We start from the raw sequence: 26,879 nt of genomic DNA on the forward strand, positions 1-26,879 counted from the left end.
AAGCCCTTGCCTGGCCGAACGGATGGCTTATTCCTGATTTTCGCCACGCTCGCGGGCAATGGCGCGGTAGCCAATGTCCTTGCGGTAGAAGCAGCCTTCCCAGTCGATTTTAGCCGCCAGTTTGTAAGCCTGCTGCTGGGCTGCATCGACGCTGGTGCCCATGGCGGTAGCGCACAGCACTCGACCACCGGCGGTCACCACTTGACCATCCTTGAGCGCAGTACCGGCATGGAAAACTTTGCCTTCCAGTGTCGCGGCTGCATCCAGGCCGTTGATGGCAACGCCTTTGGCGTAGTCACCCGGGTATCCGCCAGCGGCCAATACAATGCCGACGCTTGGACGTGGATCCCATTGCGCTTCGACCTTGTCCAGCGCTTGCGCCAGGGCCGCCTCGACCAGCAACACCAGGCTCGACTGCAAACGCAGCATTACCGGTTGGGTCTCAGGATCGCCGAAACGGCAGTTGAACTCGATAACTTTTGGGTTACCAGCCTTGTCGATCATCAGGCCGGCATAGAGGAAGCCGGTGTAAACGTTGCCTTCCTCGGCCATGCCACGCACGGTCGGCCAGATCACCAGGTCCATGACCCGCTGATGGACTTCGGCTGTGACGACCGGAGCCGGGGAGTAAGCACCCATGCCACCGGTGTTCGGACCGGTATCGCCGTCGCCGACGCGTTTGTGGTCCTGGCTGGTGGCCATCGGCAGTACGTTCTTGCCGTCGACCATGACGATGAAACTGGCTTCTTCGCCGTCCAGGAACTCTTCGATCACCACGCGGGAGCCGGCGTCGCCAAACGCGTTGCCGGCGAGCATGTCGCGCACTGCGTCTTCGGCTTCGCTCAAGGTCATGGCCACGATTACGCCTTTACCGGCGGCCAGGCCATCGGCCTTGATTACGATCGGTGCGCCTTTTTCACGCAGATAAGCCAGGGCTGGCTCGATCTCGGTGAAGTTCTGGTAGTCGGCGGTCGGGATCTTGTGACGAGCCAGGAAGTCTTTGGTGAAGGCTTTCGAACCTTCCAGTTGCGCGGCACCCGCAGTTGGGCCGAAGCAATCCAGGCCACGGGCGCGAAACAGATCGACGACTCCGGCGACCAGCGGCACTTCCGGGCCGACGATGGTCAGGGAAACGTTCTTCTCGGCAAAATCAGCCAGTTGCTCAAGCGCCAGCACGTCGATAGCGACGTTCTCGCACTTGGCTTCAATGGCCGTGCCGGCGTTGCCCGGGGCAACGAAAACTTTCTGCACACGCGGATCCTGAGCCACTTTCCAGGCCAGAGCGTGTTCACGGCCACCGCTGCCAATGATCAAAACATTCATTTCAAAAAACCTCGGATGACGCTAATTCTGTTTTAGAACCTAAAGCGCTTCACGCCGTAGGAGGTCGCACTGAAGCCGGTAGATGCAAGGCGGAGTCGACCTCGATGAGCGGAGTTGCCTTTTGGCAATGAGCATCATCGAGGTCGGCTCCAACGCAGCAGATGCCGGGTTCAGTGCGGCCGTTGTCTTATTAGTGACGGAAGTGGCGCATGCCGGTGAACACCATGGCGATGCCGGCTTCATCAGCAGCAGCAATCACTTCGTTATCACGCATCGAGCCACCTGGCTGAATCACCGCAGTGATACCGACCTTGGCCGCATTGTCCAGACCATCGCGGAACGGGAAAAAGGCGTCGGAGGCCATCACCGAGCCTGCCACCTGCAAACCGGCGTGTTCGGCCTTGATCGCGGCGATACGTGCGGAGTTCACGCGGCTCATCTGGCCGGCGCCGACACCGATGGTCTGACGGTTCTTGGCGTAAACGATGGCGTTGGACTTCACGTACTTGGCGACTTTCCAGGCGAAGATCAGGTCGTTGATTTCCTGTTCGGTCGGGGCGCGCTTGGTTACCACTTTCAGGTCTTCGCTGCCGATCATGCCGATGTCGCGGCTCTGCACCAGCAAACCGCCATTGACGCGTTTGTAGTCCCAGGCCGGAGCGCGATCAGCCGACCACTCGCCACAGGCCAGCAGGCGTACGTTGGCTTTTGCAGCGACGATGGCGCGAGCTTCTTCACTGACGGACGGGGCGATGATCACTTCGACGAACTGACGCTCGACGATGGCCTTGGCGGTTTCAGCATCCAGTTCGCGGTTGAACGCGATGATGCCGCCGAACGCCGACTCGGTGTCAGTGGCGTAGGCCAGTTCATAGGCCTGACGGATGCCGCCTTCTGCGTCCGGGCTTACGGCCACGCCGCACGGGTTGGCGTGCTTGACGATCACGCAGGCCGGTTTGACAAAGCTCTTCACACATTCCAGCGCGGCGTCGGTGTCGGCCACGTTGTTGAACGACAGCTCTTTGCCTTGCAGTTGGGTCGCGGTGGCGATGCCGACTTCGGCAGGCTTGGCTTCAACGTAGAACGCCGCGCTCTGGTGCGGGTTCTCGCCGTAGCGCATTTCCTGAGCCTTGATGAACTGGCTGTTGAAGGTGCGCGGGAATTCGCTGCGAGCTTCGGTGCTGAGTGTTTCAGCCGTTTGGTTCACAGTGCCCATGTAGTTGGCGATCATGCCGTCGTAGGCGGCGGTGTGTTCGAAGGCCTTGAGCATCAGGTCGAAGCGTTGAGCGTAGGTCAGGCCGCCGGCCTTGAGGCTTTCCAGGACGTTGGCGTAATCGCTCGCATTCACCACGATGGCCACGTCTTTGTGGTTCTTGGCTGCCGAACGGACCATGGTCGGGCCGCCGATGTCGATGTTCTCGATGGCGGTCGGCAGGTCGCAGCCTGGCTTGTTGATGGTGGCTTCAAACGGGTACAGGTTGACCGCGACCAGATCGATCGGCTTGATGCCGTGCTCGTTCATGATGGCGTCGTCGATACCGCGACGACCGAGGATCCCGCCGTGGATTTTCGGGTGCAGGGTTTTCACCCGACCGTCCATCATTTCTGCGAAACCGGTGTAGTCCGCGACTTCCACTGCGGCAACGCCGTTGTCGCGCAGTAGCTTGAATGTCCCGCCGGTGGAGAGGATCTCGACGCCCAGGGCTTCAAGTTCCTTGGCGAATTCAAGGATCCCGGTCTTGTCGGAAACGCTGATCAAGGCGCGGCGGATCGGCAGGCGGGTAGTCTGGTCGGTCATTTCAATTTCCATCAAAAGCAAAGGAGTCAGCAAAAAAGGCGACCGGTTTTACGCGGGCGCCTTTCTGGTTTGATTGAATGCTTACAGCAAATCGTACTGCTTGAGTTTCTTGCGCAGGGTGCCCCGGTTCAGCCCGAGCAGCTCGCTGGCCTTGGTCTGGTTGCCCTTGACGTAGTTCATCACGCATTCGAGCAGGGGAGCCTCGACTTCGGAGAGCACCAGGTTGTACACATCCGTGACGGCAGCGCCCTCAAGGTGGGCGAAATAATTGTGCAGCGCCTTCTCGACACTCCCGCGAAGGGTCTGACCTTCTTCGCTCGGCGTATTGAGGTGCTGTTTCAAATTCACGTTGTCGCTCACGGGTGTTGTTCCACTCACTAAAGTCTCGGTCATCATCGTCATGCAGCCACCCCTTCTCCGTCCCCTGTCAGGCTCTTGTAGCGTTCGGCGAAGAAGGCCCGAACGTAGGCGCATTGTGCTTCCGTATCTTCCAAACGATTGAAGTGGGCGCGGAACTCCCTGGCGCCCGGCAAGGTTGCGAGATACCAGCCCACATGCTTGCGAGCTATGCGCACGCCCATGACGTCGCCATAGAAGGCATGCAGCGCGGCCAGATGCTCAAGCAGAATACGTTCCACCTCGATCAGTTCCGGTGCCGGGAGTTTTTCGCCGGTACGCAGATAATGGTCGATTTCACGAAAAATCCATGGCTGCCCCTGGGCAGCCCGACCCACCAACAGGCCATCGGCACCGGTCGCGTCGAGCACGTACCGGGCCTTCTCGGGTGAATCGATATCGCCATTGGCGAAGACCGGAATCGACACTGCCTGCTTGATCGCGGCAATGGTGTCGTACTCCGCTTCACCGGTATACAGATCGGCACGGGTGCGGCCATGTACTGCCAACGCCGTAATGCCTGCCTGTTCGGCGATCTTCGCCACCGTCAGGCCGTTCTTGTTCGCCCGGTCCCAGCCGGTGCGGATCTTCAGGGTGACCGGCACATCGACCGCGGCCACCACGGCCTGCAGGATCTCGGTCACCAATGCTTCATCTTTCAACAGGGCGGAGCCGGCGGCCTTGTTGCAGACCTTCTTCGCCGGACAGCCCATGTTGATATCAATAATCTGTGCGCCCAGTTCGACATTGGCCCGGGCTGCATCCGCCAGCATTTGCGCATCTCCGCCGGCGATCTGTACCGAGCGGGGCTCGGGATCGCCTTCGTGGATCATGCGCATCCGCGATTTGCGGGTGTTCCACAAGCTCATGTCGCTGGTGACCATTTCCGAGACTACAAGGCCCGCGCCCAGTCGCTTGCACAGCTGACGAAAGGGCTGATCGGTGACACCCGCCATGGGGGCGAGAATCAAGCCGTTGTGCAATGTATATGGACCGATGCGTACCGCCGACATAGGACTTCCCTGTTGTGGGGCCGGATCATGAGAGTTCGAAAAAGGGTTGGCATGATACCCGCTCTCGATGACTGGATAAAGGCTGAATTGAACAAAATCTGAACAGTTATTCTGTTATCGCCAGCGGTTTGGTTGGAACGGTCAAAGTCAGAAAACTGCCGTCAAGCCTGTAACACTCGAGCGTTTCACTCGGGGGAATGGAAGCTCAGGCTGTAGTTCACCGCTTTGGGGCCTGGATCGAGAATGTCCAGCGCGATGTGGATCGGCGTTTGTGGTGGCATTTCCGCCAGGCCTTCGAGGTCGCCGTTGAGGTACTCGCCGGGCTTGAAGCGACGGCTGGCGATCAGGTGGCCGTTGAGGTCGGCAAAGCGCAACTCCAGCAACGGGAAGGGCTGGGAGAAAGGGGCCCGGTTGTAGATGATGGCATCGACCACCAGCGCACCGTTGAAGTCCGGATGGCTGCGGACGACCAGGTTGCTGCTTTTGACTTTCGCAATATCGACCTTGGACGGAACGGTGCAGCCGATGTGCGGGCACAGTTGCTGGAACCACGGACGATACTGGTCCTGACGTGCCAGTTCATCGAAGTGGTAGGCGACGTATTGGCCGGCAAGGCCGGCGGCGCCGAGCAGGATCAGCAGCAGCCAGAAAAAGCGCCGGCCCCAGGGGGAGCGACGTTTTTGCCAGTCCAGTTGCAACGGGTCGTCGCTCAGGTCCTCCAGCACCTCCGCGCGCAAGGCCGGTCCGCTGCGTTCGCGTCGCTTGCGCAAGGGTTCGACCGAGGGCAGGTCGTCGTCGACCTCATCGGGAGTCGCCGACAGGCTGCCAAAGGGGGTCGGGGCGTCGAGCGGGTCGTGCAGGCGCAGATGTTGTATCTCGGGCTCGTCGTCCAGATCCGCGGATTCCAGCGACAGCGAAGGCTCGGTGCGCGAGTGTTTGCTCGGCTCGATCGTCGGTTCTGGCGTGGGCGCGTCTGCGGTTTGTGCGCGATCGGCGGCCGATTCACTGAAGAGGCTGTCGGACCAGGGCTCCTGATCGTGCTCGGTGGTATCGCGGCGAGCGCTGAGGCTATCTTCGCGGGGCCGAGTGAATTCCGTTGTTGGCTGGATTTCCCGCTGTTCAAGCCGGGCGAGCTCTTCGTCCAGGTCCAGGCTGTCCAGATCCATTTCTGCAGCGGTCCATTGCTTTTGGCTGATGGCTCGCTGTACGGGTGGTTCGACGGGCACCGGTGCAACCGGTTTGACCGTCTCCTTGCCGGCCCGCTGCTCGAGTAACTGCTTGGCGGCGTTGAACACCTGCAAGCACGAGCCGCAACGAACCACTCCACGGGCCGCGCTCAACTGAGCATGGCTGACGCGGAAGCTGGTTTGGCAATGCGGGCACTGGGTGACGAAGCTGTCGGTCATGCGGCAATCCGGTTTATGCAGGCGCTCATTCTAGCGCCGACGGCCAGTAATGCGTACCCAGCCGTCGCGATTGGCAATCGGGTCCAGATCGAAGTCCTGAGCGTAGGCGGCGGCGACTTCTTCACCTTGTTCGGCGAGGATGCCCGACAGCGCCAAGCGACCGCCCGGCTTGACCAGGCTGGAGAGTTGCGGCGCCAGTGAAACCAGCGGGCCGGCAAGAATGTTGGCCACCAGCACGTCGGCCTGAACCTGTGGCAGGTCTTGCGGCAGATACAGCGGGAAGAGTTCGTCGGCAATGTTGTTGCGACCGGCATTGTCGCGGGACGCTTCCAGCGCCTGCACGTCGATGTCGGTGCCGACGGCTTGCTTGGCGCCCAGCAACAGGGCGGCAATCGCCAGAATCCCTGAGCCGCAACCGAAGTCGAGCACGTTGCAATCTTTCAGGTCCTGACCGTCGAGCCATTCCAGGCACAGTGCGGTGGTCGGGTGAGTGCCGGTGCCGAACGCCAGGCCCGGGTCCAGCAGCAGGTTCACCGCGTCCGGCTCAGGCGCAGCGTGCCAGCTCGGGACGATCCACAGGCGCTGACCGAAGCGCATTGGCTGGAAACCGTCCATCCAGCTGCGTTCCCAGTCCTGGTCTTCGATCACTTCGCTGTGGTGCTCGGGCAGCGGGCTGCCGGTCAGCAACTCGAGGTGGGCCAGTACGCTGGCGGCTTCGGTGCCACCTTCGAACAAGGCCAGCAGATGCGTGTGCGACCACAGCGGGGTGGTATTGAGTTCTGGCTCGAAAATCGGCTGATCTTCGGCGTCCATGAAAGTCACCGACACGGCGCCCACTTCAAGGAAAGCGTCTTCGTAGGTTTCGGCTTGTTCTGGGCTGATGGCGAGACGGACTTGCAGCCAAGGCATGGCGGGCACCTTTGAAAAATATTGATTGCAGCCTAGCGGGCTGCGAGAAGCGCGCAAGTTTACGCGAGCGCGAAGGTTTTGTGGGAGTCCACTGTGCCTGTGGGAGCGGCGGTGCGACGATTCGACTTGCTCGCGAAAGCGGTCGGTCAGTCACATCAATGTTGGATGTGCCGCCGTCTTCGCGAGCAAGCCCGCTCCCACAGGGGATGAGTGTGTTGCTTGATGAAGCCTCCAGAAACAACAAAGCCGCTCGAAAGCGGCTTTGTTGGTATGGATCACAGCTTAATGCTTTTCGCCAGCCAGCTTGTGTTCCAGGTAGTGGATGTTGACTCCGCCTTCGCAGAAGCCAGCATCACGGACCAGATCGCGGTGCAGCGGGATGTTGGTCTTGATCCCGTCGACAACGATTTCGTCCAGCGCATTGCGCATGCGCGCCATGGCTTCGTCACGGGTTGCGCCGTAGGTGATCAGCTTGCCGATCAACGAATCGTAGTTCGGCGGAACGGCATAGCCACTGTACAGGTGCGAATCGACGCGAACGCCGTTGCCGCCTGGAGCGTGGAAATGCTTGACCGTGCCTGGGCTAGGCATGAAGGTTTTCGGGTCTTCGGCGTTGATCCGGCATTCCAGCGCGTGACCGCGGATAACGACGTCATCCTGGGTGTACGACAACTTATTGCCAGCGGCGATGCTGAGCATCTCCTTGACGATGTCGATGCCGGTGACCATTTCCGAAACCGGGTGTTCTACCTGGACACGAGTGTTCATCTCGATGAAGTAGAAGTGGCCGTTTTCGTACAGGAACTCGAAGGTGCCAGCGCCACGATAGCCAATGTCGATACAAGCCCTGACACAGCGTGCGAGGACTTCCTCGCGCGCGTTCTCATCGATGCCCGGTGCCGGCGCTTCTTCGAGAACCTTCTGGTGACGACGTTGCAGCGAGCAATCGCGGTCGCCCAAATGGATAGCATGGCCCTGGCCATCGGAAAGCACCTGAACTTCCACGTGACGTGGGTTGGTCAGGAATTTTTCCAGATACACCATCGGGTTGCCGAACGCTGCGCCCGCTTCGGAACGGGTCAGTTTCGCCGAGGCGATCAGGTCTTCTTCCTTGTGAACTACACGCATGCCGCGACCACCGCCGCCGCCAGCGGCTTTGATGATCACCGGGTAACCGACTTCGCGACCGATGCGCAGAGCGGTTTCTTCGTCTTCAGGCAGTGGGCCGTCGGAACCCGGAACGGTTGGAACGCCAGCGGCGATCATGGCGTGCTTGGCCGATACCTTGTCGCCCATCAGGCGAATGGTCTCGGCTTTCGGGCCAATGAACGCGAAGCCGGAGTTCTCGACCTGTTCGGCAAAGTCGGCGTTTTCCGCAAGGAAACCGTAGCCTGGGTGAATGGCGGTAGCGCCGGTCACTTCAGCCGCGGCGATGATGGCCGGAATGTGCAGGTAAGAGTGCGCGGCCGATGCCGGACCGATGCAGACGGATTCGTCTGCCAGGCCCAGGTGCATCAGCTCTTTGTCGGCCTTGGAGTAAACGGCGACAGTCTTGATGCCCATCTCTTTGCAGGCACGCAGAATCCGCAGGGCGATCTCACCGCGGTTGGCGATCAGAACTTTTTCCAACTTCGCAGTCATCAAAGTTTCTCCGCGGTTCAAACGATGGTGAACAGCGGTTGGTCGTACTCAACCGGCTGGCCGTCTTCGACGAGGATGGATTCGATCACACCGCTGGCTTCAGCTTCGATGTGGTTCATCATCTTCATGGCTTCGACGATGCACAGAGTGTCGCCTTTCTTCACGGTCTGGCCGACTTCAACGAAGGACGGCGAGGACGGCGAAGATTTGCGATAGAAAGTGCCGACCATCGGCGAACGGGCAACGTTGCCGTTCAGCACAGGGGCCGCCGGAGCTGCAGGAGCCGCCGCGGCAACCGGAGCAGCAGCGACAGGCGCAGGCGCCGGAGCATGCATCGGAGCGGGAGCGTAGTACTGCTGAGCAGGCGTCTTGCTGTGACGGCTGATGCGTACGGACTCTTCGCCTTCCTTGATCTCGAGCTCGTCGATACCGGACTCTTCCAGCAATTCGATCAGTTTCTTAACTTTACGGATATCCATGAATCATCAACTCCCAAGGGTCGGTCAGGGGCGTTTAACGCTTGTTGTTCAAGCCGTTGCCTGTCTTTCAAGCTGCTCTAGTGCGGCCTCCAGGGCCAGTCGATAACCGCTGGCGCCAAGGCCGCAGATCACTCCCACCGCAACGTCGGAGAAGTAAGAGTGATGGCGGAAAGGTTCGCGTTTGTGCACGTTAGACAAATGCACTTCGATGAATGGGATGCTCACTGCCAGCAGCGCGTCACGTAATGCGACACTTGTATGCGTAAAAGCTGCTGGATTGATCAGAATGAAGTCCACACCTTCGCCGCGAGCAGCGTGGATGCGATCGATCAATTCGTACTCGGCATTGCTTTGCAGGTAGAGCAAATGGTGGCCGGCATTGCGCGCCCGCTGTTCCAGATCCTGATTGATCTGCGCCAGCGTCGTTGCACCGTAGACGCCCGGTTCCCGGGTGCCGAGCAGGTTCAGGTTGGGGCCGTGTAAAACCAATAGGGTCGCCATCTGCTGCTCCTTTGTCATCTGTGTGCAAATTGTCAGAACCCGGCGACTATGCCGCAAAGCCTTTGTGACTGTCCAGTTCTATGCAATAGCCAGCACGATGGCCGATGTTTACGCGAAATATGTGACCGGGTCATTAAATCCGGTCATTTGCTTTCGCAACACGTTCGGCGAAGTTTTTTGCGCTGATCTCGCCGATCACCCGCACATCGGCACGTTCGACACCATCTTTGCCAAAAAACATCAGCGCCGGAGGACCGAACAGCTTGTAGCGGTCGAGCAGGGCCCGTTGTTCGGCATTGCTGGCGGTGATGTCGAAACGGATCAATCGATAGCCTTTGAGTCGTTCGACGACATTGGCATCGTTGAGAACTTCGTGTTCGATGACTTTGCAGCTGATGCACCAATCGGCGTACCAGTCGAGTAGCAGCGGCGTGCCGGAGGATTTGGCTTCGGCGAGCACGCGGTCCAATTCGGCTGGAGTGATGATGGTTTGCCAGTTGCCGGCGATTTGCGGTTGACCGTTGCCCGCGACAATGCGCGGTTGGCCAATGGGGTTGAGCGGATCAGTCTGGCCACTGAACGCGCCATACCAGCAGACCAGGGCATAAAACAGCAGAAGCATCCCGAGCAATTGCCCCAGGCGTTTTCTCGGCGGTTTATAGACGAATTCCAGCGCGCCCATAAACAACCCGACGCCACCTGCGAGCAAGCCGATCAACAGCAATGTGATCTGGCCCGGCAATACCCGGCTGAGCAAAGCGATCGCCAGCCCCAGCAGCAGCACCCCGATCGCGTTTTTCACGTAGATCAGCCATGGTCCGCTTTTCGGCAGCCAGGCCGCGCCGCCAGTCGCCACCAGCAACAGCGGCGCACCCATGCCCAAGCCGAGCATGAACAGTTTCAATCCGCCGCCCAGAGCATCGCCGCTGGCGCTGATGTACAGCAGCGCACCGGCCAGTGGTGCCGATACACACGGCGAGACCAGCAGGCTCGACACCACGCCCAGCACCGCCGCGCCCCACAGTGAGCCGCCTTCGGTGCGCCCGGCAATCCGGTCCAGGCGGCTGCTGATGGCGTAGGGCAGTTTCAGTTCGAAGACGCCAAACATGGCCAGGGCAAACACTGCGAAAAACATCGCGAACGGCACCAGCACCCAGGCCGACTGCAACCGTGCCTGAAGATTGAGCTGTGCGCCGAACATTCCCATCAACGCACCAAGCAGGGCGAAACAAACGGCCATCGGCAGTACGTAAGCCAGCGACAGGTTGAAGCCGCGTAAACCACCGATCTGCCCGCGCAGGACCACCCCGGAGAGGATCGGCAGCATCGGCAGCACGCAGGGGGTGAAGGTCAGGCCAACACCTGCGAGGAAAAACAGCGCCAGTTCGCGCCAGCTCCAGGCTGAGGTCGCGGCGCCACTGCCATCAATACTCAGGCGTTCGGTCTCGGGCGGGTAACACAGGCCTTTGTCGGCGCAGCCCTGATAGGTCACGGCCAGCGTAAAGGCGCGGGAATCGGTGCGCGGCAGTTCTACATCGAGAATGCCGTGGTAAACCTCAACATCACCGAAGAATTCATCGTGCTTTTGTTCGCCCTTGGGCAGTTGCGCTGCGCCGAGGCCAATGTCGGCCGGGTCGGCGCGAAACTGGAAGCGATGGCGATAGAGGTAGTAACCCTCGGTGGCGACGAAGCGCAACTTGATCGATTGCGGCGTGCTTTCTACCAGGCTCAACTGAAAGGCTTCGCGCACCGGCAGGAAGTCTGCGCTGTTGTTGATCGAACCCAGGGTGGAACTGGGCCGACTGTCCAGCAACCCGGCGGCAGAGGCCGGCAGGGCGAGCACTAAAAACAGCAGGCAGAGCAAACGGCGCATGACAATCTCGCGTATCGAAAGTGTGGGCATGATAGCGGACCGTGGGCGGGTGTGCAGGCGGGAGTCCTGCGGCGATTGTTCTGGCGCCATCGCGAGCAGGCTCGCTCCCACAAGGACAGCGTATACCCTGTGGGAGCGGGCTTGCCCGCGATAGCGGATTATCAGACGCGGAAGGCCTGAACGGCGGTATGCAACCGTCCACCCAGCACCAACAAATTCTCCCCTTGTTCACGCCCCACGCCGATGCGCAGCAAGTTATCCCCACCCAATTGGTGAATCCGCTCACTGTGATCGCGGATTTCGCTGACAGCGCCGCTCTGTTGGGCGGTGACATCGGCGATGCGCACGGCGGTGTCGGAAATGGTCTGGATCGCCCCGACGATTTTATCCAGCGCACCATCAGCCGCCTGGGCCTGATTGGCCGTGGCTTCGGCATGTTCGACTTGAGCTCGCATGCCTTCGACCGATTGCCGCGCAGCGGTTTGCAGGCCGGCGATCAGCGTCTGGATCTCGGCCGTGGCCCCGGCGGTGCGTTGCGCCAGTGAGCGAACCTCTTCGGCGACTACCGCAAACCCTCGGCCCATTTCTCCGGCGCGGGCCGCTTCGATGGCGGCGTTCAGGGCCAGCAGATTGGTCTGGTCGGCAATCGAGCGAATCACCGTCAGCACACCGCCGATGGTCGCTGACTCCTCGGCCAGATGTTCGATCATCTGCGCATTGCCTTGCACTTCGCCTACCAGCGCATGCAGCCCGGTGAGGCTCAGGCCGATCACTTTCTGACCGTGTTCCACCGCCAGTCCTGCATGACGGCTGGCATCGGCAGCCTGGCTGGCGTCACCGGCGACTTGCTGAATCGTCGCCTCGAGTTCACCGAGAGAATCGCGGATCAACGCGGTGTCGCCGGCCTGATGCTCGGCGCCGCTGTGCAGGTCATTGCTCAATTCGGCTAACGTTCGGCTGCTGCCGGCGACTTGCTCGGCGTTGAGGCGAATGGTGCCTACCAGGTCGACCAGATAGGCGCGCAAGCGATTGAGCGAGGCTTGAATGTCATGCAGTTCGCGGTTGGTCGCACCCAGTTGAATGTCGCGACTGAAGTCACCTTCGGCCCAGGTCGACAGCGCCGGGGCGAGGTTGGTCAGGGTTCGGGCCAGGCGTCGCTGCAAGGTATCGATGAGCAATGCGATCAGCAGAATCAGCCCGATCATCACCCCTTGCATCAACCGCACTTCGCTCTGGATTTGCCCGTGCTGGGCGCGCACCACCGGTTCCAGCCCGGCGATGGACTGCTGCACGGCAGCGATTTTCAAGTGTGTCGCGGTGCTGAGGTCGGCGCGTTTCTGGATCTGTTCGCGAGTGCGCGCCAGTTCCGAAGGGTAGCGGGTGAGCAGGCTGTTGAGTTCACGTTTGAGGCTGACACCGGCATCTTCGGCGACGGTTTTTTCGGAGTTCTCCAGCCCCATCATTGCGGCGAAATCATCGGTGTTCGATTCACTGCTGGCGGTCACCCCCAGCAGTGGCAAGGTGTCCAGTTGTTCAGCTTGAGCGCGGATGTTGGCGACCTCGCGCTCGACATCGGCGGCCAGTTCGCTGCGCCCGCTGCTGACCAGTTTGTCCCGGGCCAGGGACAGTTTGCCCAAGTGTTGGGAGGCAACGAGCAAGGGCGTCAGGTACGCCGCATTACCGCTGGCGTATTGGCTGAGCTGATCAAGACTGGCACCGAGTTCGCGTTCGGCTTGCAGCAGCAATGCTTGTGGATCACCGGCGAGTTTACCGGCGGCCAGCAGATCGGTTTTGCTGAATTCAGCCAGGTTCGACAGGCTAGGGCGCAAGGTGTCGGCCAATGCCGGTGGTAACTCACCGAGTTCCTTTTGCAGACTGTCGATAGCCTGACTGGCGCTGCTCAGGCGCAGGGCATCGCCGCTGGCCAGGTAATCCTCGACGTTGCGCGCCACTTCATTTTGAAACTGCTGAGACAGTCCCAGATAACGCTCCATCAATAGATAGGGGCGTTCCAGGGCTTTTTGCGACCACCAAAGCGTGGCGCCTAGGGCTATGCACACGGCGACCAGAAGGAGGGTATTGAGATTGGTCAACAGCTTCAGGCGCATCATGGTCTACCAACGGCAGAGTGGTAAGTGCCTGAACTTATTGCGTTTCTGTTACAGAGTTATGACCGAATCGGTCGATTCCGATGAAAAAGTGGCACTTTGCTTTGACTCCCGCGCGGCTTGTACGCGGTTACGTCCGGCATTCTTGGCACGGTACAGCGCTTCGTCAGCCTGGCTGGCCATCATCAGGCTGTCGGAGTCTTCGTGCAGTTCGACGACGCCGGCGCTGAAGGTGCACCAGAGGTCCTGAGGCTGAGCCGGGTAGTGAATTTCGGCAAAGCGCTGACGGATTTCATTGAGCACCTTGTAGGCCGATTCGATATCGGTGTCCGGCATGACGATGGCGAACTCTTCACCGCCATAACGGCCGATGAAATCGGTCTTGCGCAACCGTTGCTTGAGGAACAGCGCCAGACTCTTGATCACTCGGTCGCCCATGGGATGGCCGTGACTATCGTTGACCCGTTTGAAGTGGTCGATGTCGAGCATCGCAAAACTCAGCGGCTTGTTTTCGCGTCGGGCGCGGAATGAACAGTCTTCGAGCAATTGCAGAATGTGGGTGTGGTTGTACAAACCGGTCAGGCTGTCGCGCACCATCCGCGCCTTCAGATTGCGCGCCCGTGCCGCACGGTTGCGCACGGTGGTGATCAGGTGCCGTGGCTTGATCGGCTTGGTCAGGAAGTCGTCGCCGCCCTCGCTCATGGCGTCGAGCTGCTTGTCCAGGTCGTCTTCGGCCGACAGATAAATGATCGGTACGCTGACATAACGGTCGTTGTGCCGGATCACCTTGGCCAGTTCAGTACCGGTGCAGGCCGGCATGTACATGTCGAGGATGATCAGGTCTGGCTGGAAATCCGCCAGTTCGGCCATGGCCTGGATAGGTTCGATCAGAGTCCGCGTGACGATCCCGGCGCTGTTGAGCAGGCGTTCGGTGTGCAAGGCCTGGGCGCGGGAGTCATCGATGATCAGCACTTTATAGGGTTCGTATTGGGCGACGCAGGTCAGGACTTCGATCTTTTCCAGCAGGCTTGAAGCTTCGAGGGTGCCGGTGAGAAATTCCTGGCCACCGGCGCGCACGGCAGCCAGGCGGGTCGGGGTATCGGTTTCGTGCAGGCTGAAAAACAACAGCGGCAAGGACTGGTCGAGGCCTTCCTGGGCTTCGGCCGCCAGTTTCAGGCCGATACCGGCACCACTGAAGTCGACGTCCATGACGATCGCCGCCGGCAAACGCTCGGCCATCGAGGAGCGGAACGCGGCGACACTGTCGAGGGATTGAGCGCTGAGCCCGAAGAATTCAAGTTGCTTGGCCAGCCGCTCGGCCCGGTCGTGATCCTGCAACATCACGTAAATCGGTTTGCGCAGCGGCGGCAGAAAGGTGTGTTCGAGCTGGTCGCCATGGCGCAGGCCGGTGCGGGACAGGCGCTGCATCAGGCGATTGAGGTCAGTGATCAGTCCGCTGCTCAGACGTCCGCGGTTGGCGTCCACCGCTTCCAGCGACTGGCCGATGTGGCGCGCCAGCTGGGTATGTTCCGGTTGTTCGAAACGTTCGGCAAAGCGCAGCAGGCGCAGATTGGCCTCACTCAGTTCCGACAAGTCGGTGGTGGACCATTCGTTGCGTTGCAGGCGTTGCCATATCTCAAGAATCTGACGTGCCTGATGAATTACCCGCTGGGCAAAGTGGTGCTTGAGGCGCTCACGGCTGGGGTCTTCTGGCTCGGTCATATCCTGACTACTAGTTAGGGTGCATGCTGAGATCGACTGGTGGCTCTATGCTAGCACCTCTTTTCGATTGCATGAGTGTCGCATGTCAATAATCTGCAAAGCGACTTCATTCAGTTTCTGACCGACTGGTCGCATAGGCTCAACGCTGTGCTTCATTTATAGTGGCAGCTCCATTGCGGTCATTGTGTGGCTCGCTGTGACGCGCAGGATTTAATGCGCGGCAAATGACGCACGATGGCGTAGGGTTGTGGTCGAACCGATGAACTCAAGTGATTGAAAGGATACCGCCATGCTGGACTGGAAGAACCGCACAGGCAGCGCGCCTGAGCGTGCCGCTGAACCGAAATCGGCCACCCGCAGTTATTTTGGCGGCCTGTTGTTCAGCCGGGCGCTGGCCACTCTGATTGTTCTTTACCTGTTGGTGGCGATTGCGCTGGGCTGGTACTGGAGCCAGGAGCCAGCGCTGTTCCCGGTTCAGCAGAATGCCCAAATGGCGGCCGAGAAAGAAGGCAAGCAGATGGTTGTCGGGTACACCACGGTGGAAACCCTCAAGACCGTTGCCGGTACTTTGCTGACCAAACCGGGTGGTTATATTTCCAACGACCGTTTCCCGCCGGGCCTGTGGATGGACAACATGCCGAGCTGGGAATATGGCGTGCTGGTCCAGGTCCGCGACCTGAGCCGTGCGCTGCGTAAAGACTTCGCCCGTTCCCAGTCGCAGTCCGCCGAAGACGCCGACCTGGCCAAGGCCGAGCCGCGCTTCAACTTCGACAACAAAAGCTGGGTGCTGCCATCCAGTGAGTCCGAATACCAGGAAGGCATCAACTCCCTGAGCCGTTATCAGGCACGTCTGTCGGGGCCTGACCAGAAAAGCGCGCTGTTTTATGCCCGCGCCGACAACCTGAACAACTGGCTGGGTGATGTGGGAACCCGTTTGGGTTCGCTGTCGCAACGGCTGTCGGCCAGTGTTGGCCGGGTCAAGCTCAACACCGCACTGAAGACTGAAGTTCCGGCGCTCGGTCAGGTGCCGCAGGTTGACGAAGAAGTCGTCGAAACCCCGTGGCTGCAGATCGATAACGTGTTTTACGAAGCCCGCGGTCAAGCCTGGGCGTTGTCCCACCTGCTGCGTGCCATCGAAGTCGATTTCGCCGATGTGCTGGCGAAGAAAAACGCCACGGTCAGCGTGCGCCAGATCATTCGTGAGCTGGAAGCCTCGCAAGAACCTGTCTGGAGCCCGATGATCCTCAACGGCAGCGGCTTCGGTGTGCTGGCCAACCACTCGCTGGTCATGGCCAATTACATCTCCCGGGCCAACGCCGCGGTGATCGATTTGCGTCAACTGCTCAATCAGGGCTGAGTCATGGTTGATAGCTCCATCGATGACATGCGTGAGGCCGCCCATCGCGCGGCCTCCGATGCCGAACAGATCGCCTGGGTCGACGAGCAGGACAACCTGCTCGGCGCTCTGGTCCGCTCCGAGCTGCGCGAACGCGAGCTGATCGGGCGCGGCACCTACATCATGCTGTTCAATTCTGCCGGTGAACTGTGCGTACACCGACGTACCCTGAGCAAAGCGATATACCCCGGTTACTGGGACGTGGCGGCCGGCGGCATGGTGCTGGCCACTGAGACTTACGCCGAATCGGCGGCCCGTGAGCTGGAAGAAGAGCTGGGCGTGAGCGGTGTGGAGCTGACTGCCCATGATCACTTTTTCTTCGAAGACACCGGCAACCGACTCTGGTGTTCGGCGTTTTCGGCAGTGTGGGACGGCCCATTGATCCTGCAGCCGGAAGAAGTGCTTGAAGCGCGCTTCATCCCGATCGATCAAGTCCTGCTGGAAATCACGCAGAAGCCTTATTGCCCGGACTCTCTGGCAGCCTTGCAGCGCTATCTTCGCGCCCAAGGGAATAACGTCGCAAAAGAGCTATAAATTGGCGCCGATTGGCTCTTAGCAATCGGCGTTTTTGCCGTTACACTGCGCGACCTTTTCAAACTGAACCGGTAATGTTTGTTGTAGGCGCTGCCGCAGGCTGCGATCTTTTGACTTTAGCTTTTGAGTCAAAATCAAAAGATCGCAGCCTCGTTGCACTCGTCAGCTCCTGCGCTCATACACAGAGTTGTACCGTTTCAGTAGCGCTGCCCCTGCCTGAGTGGGGCTTCGCGGTCGATGGCATCTGCCACGACCAGTCTTTGTCCTCCCAAGAGGATTGCCGGTGGCCAAAAAAGCCGCATCCTTCGCCGCCCTTGGTGGCCTGGTATTTTCCACCGACGCAGGTCGTCATTGCCCGGATTGCAGTCAACCGGTGGATGCCTGCATCTGCAAACAAACCGTTATTCCGGCCGGCGACGGCATTGCTCGCGTGCGTCGCGAAAGCAAGGGCCGTGGCGGCAAGACGGTGACCACCATCACCGGCGTGCCGTTGGCCGAAGACGCGCTCAAGGACCTGGCCACCACGTTGAAAAAACGTTGCGGGACTGGTGGGGCGTTGAAGGACGGAATCATCGAAATCCAGGGCGATCATGTCGAGCTACTCTTGGCCGAGCTGATCAAACACGGTTTCAAGGCGAAGAAGTCCGGCGGCTAGCAGCCTCTGTGAAAACCACCTGCGGCTTGATCCAGTCCCGATTCCTTCTGGTCTGGCGTCGTCTCCATGGTTTTCACAGAGCCTGTTCATGACCGGTTTCTAAACTCACTGCGGTCAGCGAGGTCTACCCCCTCGTTGACGAACCGTCATTTTCATTCTTTAGACTGCGCCGGCCTGAACTTAAGGCGACGCTCTATGACTTCTTTATAGGGGACTTCGATGTCCGTACGACGCACACGCAAAGACGATGGCAGCCAATGGACAGTTGCGGACAGCCGCAGTGTTTACGGGATTCGCCATTGGGGGGCCGGGTATTTCGCGATCAATGACGCCGGTCGCGTCGAAGTTCGTCCGAACGGCCCGACCAGTTCGCCTATCGACCTCTTCGAGCAAGTCGATCAACTGCGCAAAAGCGGTTTGTCCTTGCCGTTGCTGGTGCGTTTCCCCGACATCCTGCAAGACCGCGTACGCCAGCTGACCGGTGCGTTCGACGCCAACATCGAGCGTCTGGAATACCAGAGCAAGTACACCGCGTTGTACCCGATCAAGGTAAACCAGCAAGAAGCGGTGATCGAAAACATCATCGCTACCCAGGACGTATCGATCGGTCTGGAAGCCGGCTCCAAGCCTGAGTTGCTCGCCGTTCTGGCGTTGGCACCGAAGGGCGGCACCATTGTCTGCAACGGTTACAAGGATCGCGAGTTCATCCGTCTGGCGCTGATGGGCCAGAAGCTCGGCCACAACGTGTTCATCGTGATCGAGAAAGAATCCGAAGTCGGTCTGGTGATCGAAGAAGCGGCGGCGCTCAAGGTCAAGCCGCAGGTCGGCCTGCGCGTGCGTCTGTCGTCCCTGGCGTCGAGCAAGTGGGCAGACACCGGTGGTGAAAAATCCAAGTTCGGCCTGTCGGCGGCACAACTGCTGTCGGTGGTCGAGCGTTTCCGCGCTGCCGGTCTGGATCAGGGCATTCGCCTGCTGCACTTCCACATGGGTTCGCAGATCGCCAACCTGGCGGACTACCAGCACGGCTTCAAGGAAGCGATCCGTTACTACGGCGAGCTGCGCAACCTTGGCTTGCCGGTGGATCACATCGACGTCGGCGGCGGTTTGGGCGTGGACTACGACGGTACTCACTCGCGTAACGCCAGTTCGATCAACTACGACATGGACGATTACGCCGGTGTCGTGGTCGGGATGCTCAAGGAGTTCTGCGACGCGCAGAGCCTGCCGCACCCGAACATCTTCTCTGAAAGCGGCCGCTCCCTGACCGCTCACCACGCCATGCTGGTGGTGCAGGTAACCGACGTCGAGAAACACAACGACGACGTGCCGAAGATCGATAGCAAGGAAGAACTGCCGGAAACCGTGCAATGGCTGGTTGACCTGCTCGGCCCGACCGACATCGAAATGGTCACCGAAACCTACTGGCGCGCCACGCACTACATGAGCGACGTGGCCACTCAATACGCCGATGGCAAGCTGACCCTGGCGCAAAAAGCCCTGGCCGAGCAATGCTACTTCGCCGTTTGCCGCCGCCTGCACAACTCGTTGAAGGCCCGTCAGCGCTCCCACCGTCAGGTGCTCGACGAACTCAACGACAAGCTGGCCGACAAGTACATCTGCAACTTCTCTGTATTCCAGAGCCTGCCGGACACCTGGGCGATCGGCCAGGTCCTGCCGATCCTGCCGCTGCACCGTCTCGACGAAGAGCCGCTGCGCCGTGCGGTGCTGCAAGACCTGACCTGCGACTCCGACGGCAAGATCAAGCAGTACGTCGACGAGCAGAGCATCGAGACCAGCTTGCCGGTACACGGGCTGAACGAAGGTGAAGATTATCTGCTGGGGATTTTCCTGGTGGGTGCCTACCAGGAAATTCTCGGCGACATGCACAACCTGTTTGGTGACACCGACTCGGTGAACATTTATCAGAATGCCGACGGTAGTGTGTACCACGCCGGTATCGAGACCCACGACACCATCGAAGACATGCTGCGTTACGTGCACCTGTCGCCGGAAGAACTGATGACCCACTACCGCGACAAGTGCGCCAGTGCCCGCATCAGCGCCGCCGAGCGCACCCAGTTCCTCGACGCCTTGCGCCTGGGCCTGACCCGTTCGTCTTACCTGTCTTCTTGAGGTAAGGCACCGTTCTCATCGGGTTGTCTGAAAATTCTCCATACATTGGGGAAATTTCAGATGGCCTGGTGCGACACTTCTCTATTTTTAAGCGAAAAGACCCACAGGCCAGGCTATCCAAGCGATGTGGTCTTCTTTTCACGTAGGTCATTTCCTAAGTTGTACTTCGGCACTCTACTCGGCCATGTCTCTCGGCGAGAATCCCCGGCCGCCCCTCCTGTAGAGAATCGCCGATGTTCGATCCAGTCAACGAGCCGTCATTTCGTCTGGATATAGCGGGTCTTCCCGACCCCTTTGAGGTCTTGGCCTTTACCGGTAATGAAGCCATCAGCGAGCCTTTTGTGTTCGAGGTGGATCTGCTGAACCATGACCCAACGCTGGACCTCGCAAGCCTGCTGTACCGCTCGGCCTTTTTGCACTTTGGCCCTCAGGGGCAGGGTATTCACGGGCAGTTGCTTGGCCTCGTTCAGCTCGGCCATGGTGGTGAGCCCAGGCTCTGCCGTGTGCGTCTGGGGCCCAGGCTGGCGTGTCTGGCCCAGCGCTTCAATCAGCGAATTTTCAGCCAGCGCTCAGTGCCGGAGATCCTCGCTCTGGTGCTCAAGGAGCACGGTATTGTTGCCGGCAAGGATCGGCGCTTCGACCTGAGCGGCGATTACCCGTCCCATGATTTCTGTACGCAGTACCGGGAATCAGACCTGCAATTCCTCCAGCGTCTGTGCGCCCAGGAACGGCTTCATTATTACTTCGAACACAGCGCCTTCGGACACTGTCTGGTTTTCGGCGATGGCCTGGGGCAGTTCAGCCGTGGCGAAGAGAGCGTCTTCGAGGGTGAGAATGAACGACCTGGTGTGCACCAGTTCAAGCTTCACGGCTGTGGGCAGATCGCCGAAGGCCAGACAAATCTGGCGACCCTGCGCAGCGGCCAACTGATGCCGCTGTCCGGCCATCCGTGTGTGGACTGGAATCGTCTCTGGCTACTGACCCATGTCGAGCATCAGGGTGGGCAGGAACCGGAGCTTCCTTATAGCAACCTAGTGCGCGCCGTTGTGCAGGAAATGCCTTTGGTGGCACCTCATTCGATCGTCAAACCCAGGATGCATAGTCTGCAGCGGGCGTGGGTGGTCGAGGTCGATGAGTCTCAACCGGATCTGGCCAGACCGGTTGCCGTGCAGTTTGACTGGCTTTACCAAGGGGAGGGCGCAGCGCCCAGTCACTGCTGGTTGCCATTGGCTCCCGAGCTGGAAGGCGCGGGCGCCCTGCCATTGAGCGAAGGGGCGCAGTTGCTGGTGAGCTTTATCGAAGGCGATCCGGATCAACCCTTGATCAGCGGATTTCTTCCCGGCGCAGCCTCCAGTGCAGAGCCAGTCATACCCGGCCAGCAACCCCCCTTGACGACCGATGTCAGCCCGGTGCTCGACGGCATGCAGGGCTTGCTGCAATCCAGCGAACCCTTGGTGCTCCTGTGCCTGCTGCCCGGCGGCGGCAGTTTCAGTCATTGCGCGCAGTCTTTTTGTACCTGCCGGGTGGCGCTGCAGCCTGGCCAGAGCGGTGCGGCATGATCGCCGCTCAAGCGGTCGACCCGACCCCGCAATGGCTGTTGCTCGACGTGCCGGGCGCGCCTCAGGCCGGCGCGAATTTTCGGCAACAGTTTGCTCATGCCCGATGGTTCCGCCTGTTCGAAGGCACCGAATTTCACCCCTTGCGTGAGCACGGGCCGGTGTTGGTCGACCTTCGCGAATGCCCGGCACTGGCCGAGCTGTGCCAAAGTGCACCACATACCTGGAGCGGGTTGCTGCTGGTCAGTGAAACATCGCCATCGCAGCTGCTGGAGCATTTGCGACGCATGCTCGCGGTCACCTTGGGTCTGCATCACAGGGCCTTGTTGAGTTACTACAACCCACACACGGCGAGTTATTTTTTCGATGCCTGCGATGCGCAGGAGCTGAGTCGCTGGTTAGGTCCGATCGATCAGTTGCGCTGGTTCGGTGGCACCTGGGCCGACCGGGCCATTGGCTGTCAAGGCTGGCAGCAGTTGTTCAACCCGCGGCTTGCCGTCCGGCCGCTGGCCATCGAAGAAAACCTCAGTCTGCGTCAGCGAGGCACTTTGCAAACCTGCCTGCTGGAACAACACGCATGGCGCTGGAGCCGATCCACCGGCACCGACTACAACAGCTTGTGGACTTACCTGCAGGAAGGGCTGGCGCTGGGTTTCAGCGAACGTCCGGTGCTCGATGGCTGGTTATGGCTGCGCTTGCAGCACCCCCACGCAGTGCCTGGGCAGTCGTTGCCGGGATTCACCCAGCAGGAGTGTCTCGAGAGCCTGCGCAACCTGTGGCAGAACGATCAACCCTGAACGCGCTGACAACCCTGACCCTCGTCATCCATTGAGCCAGCTGTCGTGCTTGTGCAAGTACCAGGCGAACGCGCCAAGGGTCAGGCTACGCAGCAACATGAACAACAGGAAGGTTATCCACAATCCATGGTTACCCAAGCCTTGCAGCGCCCAGGCGAAGGGCAGCAGCAGGATCACCGTCAACAGCATGCCGTTGCGCATTTCCCGGGCGCGGGTGGCGCCGATGAACAGGCCGTCGAGCAGGTAACTCCAGACGGCAATCAGCGGCAGCACCGCGAGGTAAGGCAGGTAAAGGAAGGCGGTGTCGCGCACGCTCTGAATGTTGGTTTGCATCTCGATGAACAGGTGCCCGGCGAACAGAAACAGCAAGGCAAACCCCACACTCGCCAGCAACGACCAACCGCACGCCACCACCAATGAGCGGCGCAGGGCTTCGCGGTCGCGAGCACCGATGGCGTGTCCGCACAGTGCTTCGACTGCGTGGGCCAAACCGTCCAAGGCGTGGGCGGTCAGCAGCAGACCGTTGAGCAGTAACGCATTGGCGGCGACCGTAGCATCGCCCAGCCGCGCGCCCTGCACGGTGATCAGGAAAAACACCGACTGCAACGCCAGGCTGCGAATAAAGATGTCGCGATTGACCGCCAGCAATGGGCGCCAACTCTGCCACAACGCCAGCGCGGCCCAGGCGATATGGCCGGGGTAGGCGCGCAGGGCCTTACGGGTCATGAACAGGCCGATCAGCGCGCCGGTCCACTCGGCGATCACCGAGGCCCGGGCCGCGCCGACCACGCCCCACTCCAGGCCGAGCACGAACCACAGGTTCAGCGCGATATTGACCAGGTTGGTGCTCAGCAGAATCGCCAGCGGAGCCCGGGCGTTCTGGGTGCCGAGGAACCAGCCCACCAGCGCGTAACTGGCCAGCGCCGCCGGCAAGCCGAATAACCGTGTGTGGAAGAACTCGCGGGTGAGGTGATCCAGCTCCGCCGACGGTTGCATGAAGTGCAATGCGACTCCGCTCAACGGCACGCCCAATGCGCCCAACAAAATGGCCAGGCCCATGGCCAACAACAGACCCTGGAGCAAAATCTGCCGCAACGCTGCGCCATCCCCGCGCCCGGCAGCCTGGGCAGCGAACCCGGTGGAGCCCATGCGCAGAAAGCCCATGGCCCAGGCAAGAAAGGTATACAGACTGGCGCCCACCGCGACGGCGCCGAGTTGATGAGCGTGGGGCAAATGGCCGATGACGGTACTGTCGACCAGCGCTACCAGCGGTACGGAAATGTTCGAGAGAATCATCGGGGCGGCGAGCGCCCAGACTCGACGATGGGTCGGACGGTTGCGCCAGTCGGCAATCAAGTTGGACATGCAGGCTCCTTGGGGGCGCCTGCATTGTAGCGACACATTCGCAATCTACATCGATCCATTGTGGGAGCGAGCCTGTGTGGCGAGGGGGCTTGCCCCCGTTGGGTTGCGTAGCGACCCCAAGTCCGGACATCGCCGTTCTTCAGGTTGGCCGAGTGCGCCGATTTTGCGACTGCTTTGCAGTCGAACGGGGGCAAGCCCCCTCGCCACACAGGCCCGCGCCCACAGGATAGGGGGCAGCCTTAGTGAACAATCCAGCTCAGCAACCACAACCCCAGCAGCAACCAGATAATCCCCATGATGATCGACGCGTTCATGAAGGCTCGGATCGCTGCCCACAGCAGCATCAACCCGATAATCAGCGTGATGATGCTGACGATCGAAGTGTCCATGCCCAGCGCCTGGGCCAACCCTTCGACAAAATTGCTGCCGGCGTTGCTCAACAGGTTGAACAGGCCAGTAAGGGCATCGATGATGAACCGGATGGCCGAACCGATTATCTGGCCGAGCCATTCGAAAAAGCTTTCTACCTGCATGTGTGCGTCCTGATGGAATGATGGCGTGGTTGCCGGATCCGCCCGTTGGGCTATGGATCGTGCTGCCGAGTTCCCCACAAGCATAGAGTGTTGCGCTATCCCTGTGGGAGCGAGCCTGCTCGCGATGGTCTGTCAGTCAACATCTACGTTGAATGTCAGTGTGCATTCGCGAGCAGGCCCGCTCCCACAAAAAATCGCTCCTGTTGCTCAACCGTTGCCACTTGCCTTCACCCGCCATCCCCCTGAAGCTATACGCCTTCAGGAGAGCCCGATGAACCTTGTTGAACTGACCGAACGCCTGCACGCCATTCGCGACCGTAATGACTGGCGGCAATTTCATAGCCCGAAAAACCTGGCCATGGCCGCGAGCGTGGAAATGTCCGAGCTGGTGGAGATTTTCCAGTGGCTGACCGAAGACCAGTCGCGCCAGTTGCCGGCGGACAAACTCGCCCATGCCGGGCAGGAAATCGGCGACATCGTGCTGTATCTAGTGCTGCTGTGCAGCGAGTTGGGGTTGGACATGAATGAAGTGGTGCGCAGCAAACTCGCGGACAGCGAACGGCGGTTCAGCTGATGAGCGACCGTCATTTCGATCAGCTGGCGACTCGCTTCGCCGAAAAAATCTACGGTGGCGCCAAAGGTGCGATCCGGCTCGCAGTGTTGCAAGCCGATCTGGCCGAAACCCTGCCGGACCGCCCGTTGCGTGTACTGGACATCGGTGCCGGCCTGGGCCACATGTCGTTGTGGCTGGCTGAGCGCGGTCATCAGGTGACCCTCGCCGAACCCGCCGAACCGATGCTTGAAGGCGCCCGTCAGCGCTTCGCCGAAGCGGGGCAGACGGCGACGTTCATCCAGGCGCCGTGGCAGGATCTGCTCGGTCAGCTCACCGAACCCTACGACCTGGTGCTGTGCCACGCCGTGCTGGAATGGCTGGCTCAACCCTATGCGATTCTGCCGGTGCTGCATCAGCTGACGAAGCCGGACGGCTGGTTGTCCCTGGCGTTCTACAACCGCGATGCGTTGATCTACCGCAACCTGCTCAAGGGCCATTTCCGCAAGATGCGCAAGAACGACATGGCCGGCGAAAAGCAGAGCCTGACCCCGCAGCAGCCGCTGGATCCACGGGAACTGGCGGCGCAACTTGAGAGCATGTGGCAGGTCGAAACCCAGAGTGGAGTGCGGGTTTTTTACGACTACATGCCGGTGGAATTCCAGGCCCGCGTCGAACTGCCGGACTTGCTGGAAATGGAACTGGCCCACCGCCGTCACCCAAGCTTCGCCGGGCTTGGGCGCTACTTGCACTGGATCTGTCGGCCGATCTGACCGGAGCGCGAAATGAAAAGTCGTTCAGGGTTACTGGTGATCTGTCTCGGGTTGGCGGCCTGTCAGGGCAGCAACCCTTATGTCGCGACGTCCAATCCCTTGCCGCCGGCACCGCCTCAAGCCGCCACCACCTTCGACAGCAGCGCCTATCCGGCACCGCCACGTGACTACGGCCGCTATCGCAGCTGGGCCTGGCTCAACGGTCGCCTGCCACCGGGCACGGCCTGGGCCGACTCGGCGCAGGTGGCCGAAGCTGTCAGCAATGCCCTCGATCAACGCGGCTTGCGCCCATTGCGCGACAACCGCCCGGCGGACCTGTTGGTCAGCGCCGACTTGCGTCTGGAAACCCGCTTGCGTCAGGTGCAGGACGACTATGGTTACGGCGGGGGTTATTACGGCGGCGGTTACAACCGCTACGGTAGCGGTTACGGCATGTACAACACGGTGCCGGTCATTCGTACTTATCAGGTACAAGTGGTGGTGGTGCGAGTCGATCTGTTCGACGCGAGCACCGGCCAGCCGGTATGGAGTGCCAGTGCCGAAACCAGCCATCAGGGCAATCAGAGCGAGCGTGCCGATGCCATTCGCGAAGCTGTCGAAAAGGCCATGTCGGCGTATCCTCCTAATTAGCTTCCCGTCCAAGAAGCCTTCCGCAGGTGCATGTCTTCTATCGGAGAAAAATCATGTTCCGCCGTCTCGCTTTACTGGCCATGGCCGCGCTGCTCACTGCCTGCGCCGCCAACCAGGTCAATCATGACTTCGATGCCAGCCGCGACTTTGCCGCCTACCGTAGCTGGAGCTGGAAAGAGCCCGCCGTGCAATACCGTCCCGATGATCCACGGATCAAGAGTGACCTGACCGAACAACGCATCCGCCAGTCCGTTGCCGATCAGCTGGATCAGCGTGGCTTGCGTCCGGCCGCTGCCGGCGCCAGCTCGGATCTGAAGGTGCAGACCTACCTGATCGTCGAAGATCGCCAGCAACAGGTGAGCACTAACTATGGCGGCGGTTATGGTGGCCCATGGTACGGCTACTGGGGCGGGCCGATGTACACCGAAACCCGCAACGTCAGCTATAAGGTAGCGACCATCCAGATCGACCTGCTCGATGGCAAGGACGGCAAACTGGTGTGGCGCGGCAGCGACGAGCAAACGCTCAGCCGCACACCGAACCCGCAGGATCGCAGCAATAAAATCCACGAGACGGTGGGGCGGATATTGGCGAATTATCCACCGCACTAAACCAACACCACCGATCCACTGTGGGAGCGGGCCCGTGGCGAGCGAGCTTGCTCGCGTTGGGCTGCGTAGCGGCCCCAAAAATCTGACAACCACTGCCGATTTTTGTGAGTACTACGCACTCAAGCGGGAGCAAGCTCCCTCGCCACAGGTTTCTCTGATTCAAGACTCTCTTTTGTG

24 protein-coding genes are annotated in these 26,879 nt (G+C 60.3%); 10 read left to right on the top strand and 14 right to left on the bottom strand.

Annotated elements, in window-relative coordinates; translation table 11 throughout:
- Positions 1-27 precede the first annotated feature (27 nt).
- The 12 genes from purD to gcbA form a co-directional block, all read right to left on the bottom strand.
- Positions 28-1,323: a phosphoribosylamine--glycine ligase gene (gene purD, locus ACZ3HH_RS05655; RefSeq protein ID WP_465803296.1), complete on the bottom strand. Its 1,296-nt coding sequence runs from the start codon at positions 1,321-1,323 to the stop codon at positions 28-30.
- 190 nt (positions 1,324-1,513) lie between these two features.
- Entirely contained in the window at positions 1,514-3,121 is a 1,608-nt protein-coding gene (purH, locus tag ACZ3HH_RS05660; protein WP_465803297.1) for a bifunctional phosphoribosylaminoimidazolecarboxamide formyltransferase/IMP cyclohydrolase, read from the bottom strand.
- A gap of 81 nt (positions 3,122-3,202) precedes the next feature.
- Positions 3,203-3,523, bottom strand: coding sequence for a DNA-binding transcriptional regulator Fis (gene fis, locus ACZ3HH_RS05665; RefSeq protein ID WP_007907419.1), 321 nt, complete (start codon positions 3,521-3,523; stop codon positions 3,203-3,205).
- A complete protein-coding gene (gene dusB / locus ACZ3HH_RS05670; protein ID WP_007907421.1) occupies positions 3,520-4,530 on the bottom strand; it encodes a tRNA dihydrouridine synthase DusB in 1,011 nt (336 codons plus the stop codon). The genes fis and dusB overlap by 4 nt, the downstream gene beginning before the upstream one ends.
- A gap of 185 nt (positions 4,531-4,715) precedes the next feature.
- A complete protein-coding gene (locus tag ACZ3HH_RS05675) occupies positions 4,716-5,936 on the bottom strand; it encodes a DUF3426 domain-containing protein (protein WP_465803301.1) in 1,221 nt (406 codons plus the stop codon).
- A 30-nt stretch (positions 5,937-5,966) separates the two neighbouring features.
- Entirely contained in the window at positions 5,967-6,845 is an 879-nt protein-coding gene (gene prmA, locus ACZ3HH_RS05680; protein ID WP_052965847.1) for a 50S ribosomal protein L11 methyltransferase, read from the bottom strand.
- A 282-nt stretch (positions 6,846-7,127) separates the two neighbouring features.
- Positions 7,128-8,486, bottom strand: coding sequence for an acetyl-CoA carboxylase biotin carboxylase subunit (accC, locus tag ACZ3HH_RS05685; RefSeq protein ID WP_465803303.1), 1,359 nt, complete (start codon positions 8,484-8,486; stop codon positions 7,128-7,130).
- A 17-nt stretch (positions 8,487-8,503) separates the two neighbouring features.
- Entirely contained in the window at positions 8,504-8,965 is a 462-nt protein-coding gene (gene accB / locus ACZ3HH_RS05690) for an acetyl-CoA carboxylase biotin carboxyl carrier protein (RefSeq protein WP_038978781.1), read from the bottom strand.
- Positions 8,966-9,013: 48 nt separating this feature from the next.
- Entirely contained in the window at positions 9,014-9,466 is a 453-nt protein-coding gene (gene aroQ, locus ACZ3HH_RS05695; protein ID WP_007937215.1) for a type II 3-dehydroquinate dehydratase, read from the bottom strand.
- Positions 9,467-9,599: 133 nt separating this feature from the next.
- Positions 9,600-11,339 carry a protein-disulfide reductase DsbD gene (locus ACZ3HH_RS05700; protein ID WP_465803304.1) on the bottom strand — a complete coding sequence of 580 codons (1,740 nt, stop codon included), beginning with the start codon at positions 11,337-11,339 and terminating at the stop codon, positions 9,600-9,602.
- Between the two features lie 161 nt (positions 11,340-11,500).
- The gene (locus ACZ3HH_RS05705; RefSeq protein WP_465803403.1) at positions 11,501-13,447 is read right to left on the bottom strand and encodes a methyl-accepting chemotaxis protein; all 1,947 of its coding nucleotides are present in this window, start codon (positions 13,445-13,447) and stop codon (positions 11,501-11,503) included.
- A 51-nt stretch (positions 13,448-13,498) separates the two neighbouring features.
- Positions 13,499-15,169 (bottom strand): diguanylate cyclase GcbA, encoded by a 1,671-nt coding sequence (gene gcbA / locus ACZ3HH_RS05710; RefSeq protein WP_465803306.1) that lies wholly within the window; start codon positions 15,167-15,169, stop codon positions 13,499-13,501.
- Between the two features lie 289 nt (positions 15,170-15,458).
- Between gcbA and ACZ3HH_RS05715 the strand changes: the two genes are divergently transcribed.
- The 6 genes from ACZ3HH_RS05715 to ACZ3HH_RS05740 all read left to right on the top strand — a co-directional run bounded on the left by ACZ3HH_RS05715 (position 15,459) and on the right by ACZ3HH_RS05740 (position 22,240).
- Positions 15,459-16,526 (top strand): DUF2333 family protein, encoded by a 1,068-nt coding sequence (locus tag ACZ3HH_RS05715; protein WP_448091766.1) that lies wholly within the window; start codon positions 15,459-15,461, stop codon positions 16,524-16,526.
- A 3-nt stretch (positions 16,527-16,529) separates the two neighbouring features.
- The gene (locus tag ACZ3HH_RS05720; protein ID WP_367374029.1) at positions 16,530-17,099 is read left to right on the top strand and encodes an NUDIX hydrolase; all 570 of its coding nucleotides are present in this window, start codon (positions 16,530-16,532) and stop codon (positions 17,097-17,099) included.
- Positions 17,100-17,382: 283 nt separating this feature from the next.
- Positions 17,383-17,754 carry a translation initiation factor Sui1 gene (locus tag ACZ3HH_RS05725; protein ID WP_007907444.1) on the top strand — a complete coding sequence of 124 codons (372 nt, stop codon included), beginning with the start codon at positions 17,383-17,385 and terminating at the stop codon, positions 17,752-17,754.
- Between the two features lie 219 nt (positions 17,755-17,973).
- Positions 17,974-19,887 carry an arginine decarboxylase gene (gene speA / locus ACZ3HH_RS05730; RefSeq protein WP_367374030.1) on the top strand — a complete coding sequence of 638 codons (1,914 nt, stop codon included), beginning with the start codon at positions 17,974-17,976 and terminating at the stop codon, positions 19,885-19,887.
- Positions 19,888-20,120: 233 nt separating this feature from the next.
- On the top strand, positions 20,121-21,446 hold the full coding sequence (locus ACZ3HH_RS05735) for a contractile injection system protein, VgrG/Pvc8 family (RefSeq protein ID WP_465803309.1): 1,326 nt from the start codon (positions 20,121-20,123) through the stop codon (positions 21,444-21,446).
- Complete coding sequence (locus ACZ3HH_RS05740; RefSeq protein WP_465803311.1) at positions 21,443-22,240, top strand: DUF4123 domain-containing protein; 798 nt, start codon at positions 21,443-21,445, stop codon at positions 22,238-22,240. Before ACZ3HH_RS05735 ends, ACZ3HH_RS05740 begins: the two co-directional genes overlap by 4 nt.
- 24 nt (positions 22,241-22,264) lie before the next feature.
- Here the strand turns inward: ACZ3HH_RS05740 and ACZ3HH_RS05745 are convergent, their stop codons facing one another.
- Positions 22,265-23,605, bottom strand: coding sequence for an MATE family efflux transporter (locus ACZ3HH_RS05745; protein WP_460148077.1), 1,341 nt, complete (start codon positions 23,603-23,605; stop codon positions 22,265-22,267).
- A gap of 239 nt (positions 23,606-23,844) precedes the next feature.
- Positions 23,845-24,138 carry a hypothetical protein gene (locus ACZ3HH_RS05750; RefSeq protein ID WP_123718967.1) on the bottom strand — a complete coding sequence of 98 codons (294 nt, stop codon included), beginning with the start codon at positions 24,136-24,138 and terminating at the stop codon, positions 23,845-23,847.
- A gap of 271 nt (positions 24,139-24,409) precedes the next feature.
- On the opposite strand from ACZ3HH_RS05750, the gene ACZ3HH_RS05755 reads away from it, so the two are divergent.
- From ACZ3HH_RS05755 to ACZ3HH_RS05770, 4 genes are read left to right on the top strand one after another with little or no spacing between them, the layout of a single operon-like run.
- Positions 24,410-24,712 carry a nucleotide pyrophosphohydrolase gene (locus ACZ3HH_RS05755; protein WP_258619833.1) on the top strand — a complete coding sequence of 101 codons (303 nt, stop codon included), beginning with the start codon at positions 24,410-24,412 and terminating at the stop codon, positions 24,710-24,712.
- Positions 24,712-25,461 (top strand): methyltransferase domain-containing protein, encoded by a 750-nt coding sequence (locus ACZ3HH_RS05760; protein WP_460148075.1) that lies wholly within the window; start codon positions 24,712-24,714, stop codon positions 25,459-25,461. The genes ACZ3HH_RS05755 and ACZ3HH_RS05760 overlap by 1 nt, the downstream gene beginning before the upstream one ends.
- A 12-nt stretch (positions 25,462-25,473) precedes the next feature.
- A complete protein-coding gene (locus tag ACZ3HH_RS05765; protein ID WP_465803314.1) occupies positions 25,474-26,091 on the top strand; it encodes a DUF4136 domain-containing protein in 618 nt (205 codons plus the stop codon).
- Between the two features lie 53 nt (positions 26,092-26,144).
- Complete coding sequence (locus ACZ3HH_RS05770) at positions 26,145-26,702, top strand: DUF4136 domain-containing protein (protein WP_465803316.1); 558 nt, start codon at positions 26,145-26,147, stop codon at positions 26,700-26,702.
- Positions 26,703-26,879 lie beyond the last annotated feature (177 nt).

The sequence above is a fragment of the Pseudomonas sp. PME37.24/025 genome (assembly GCF_055556615.1).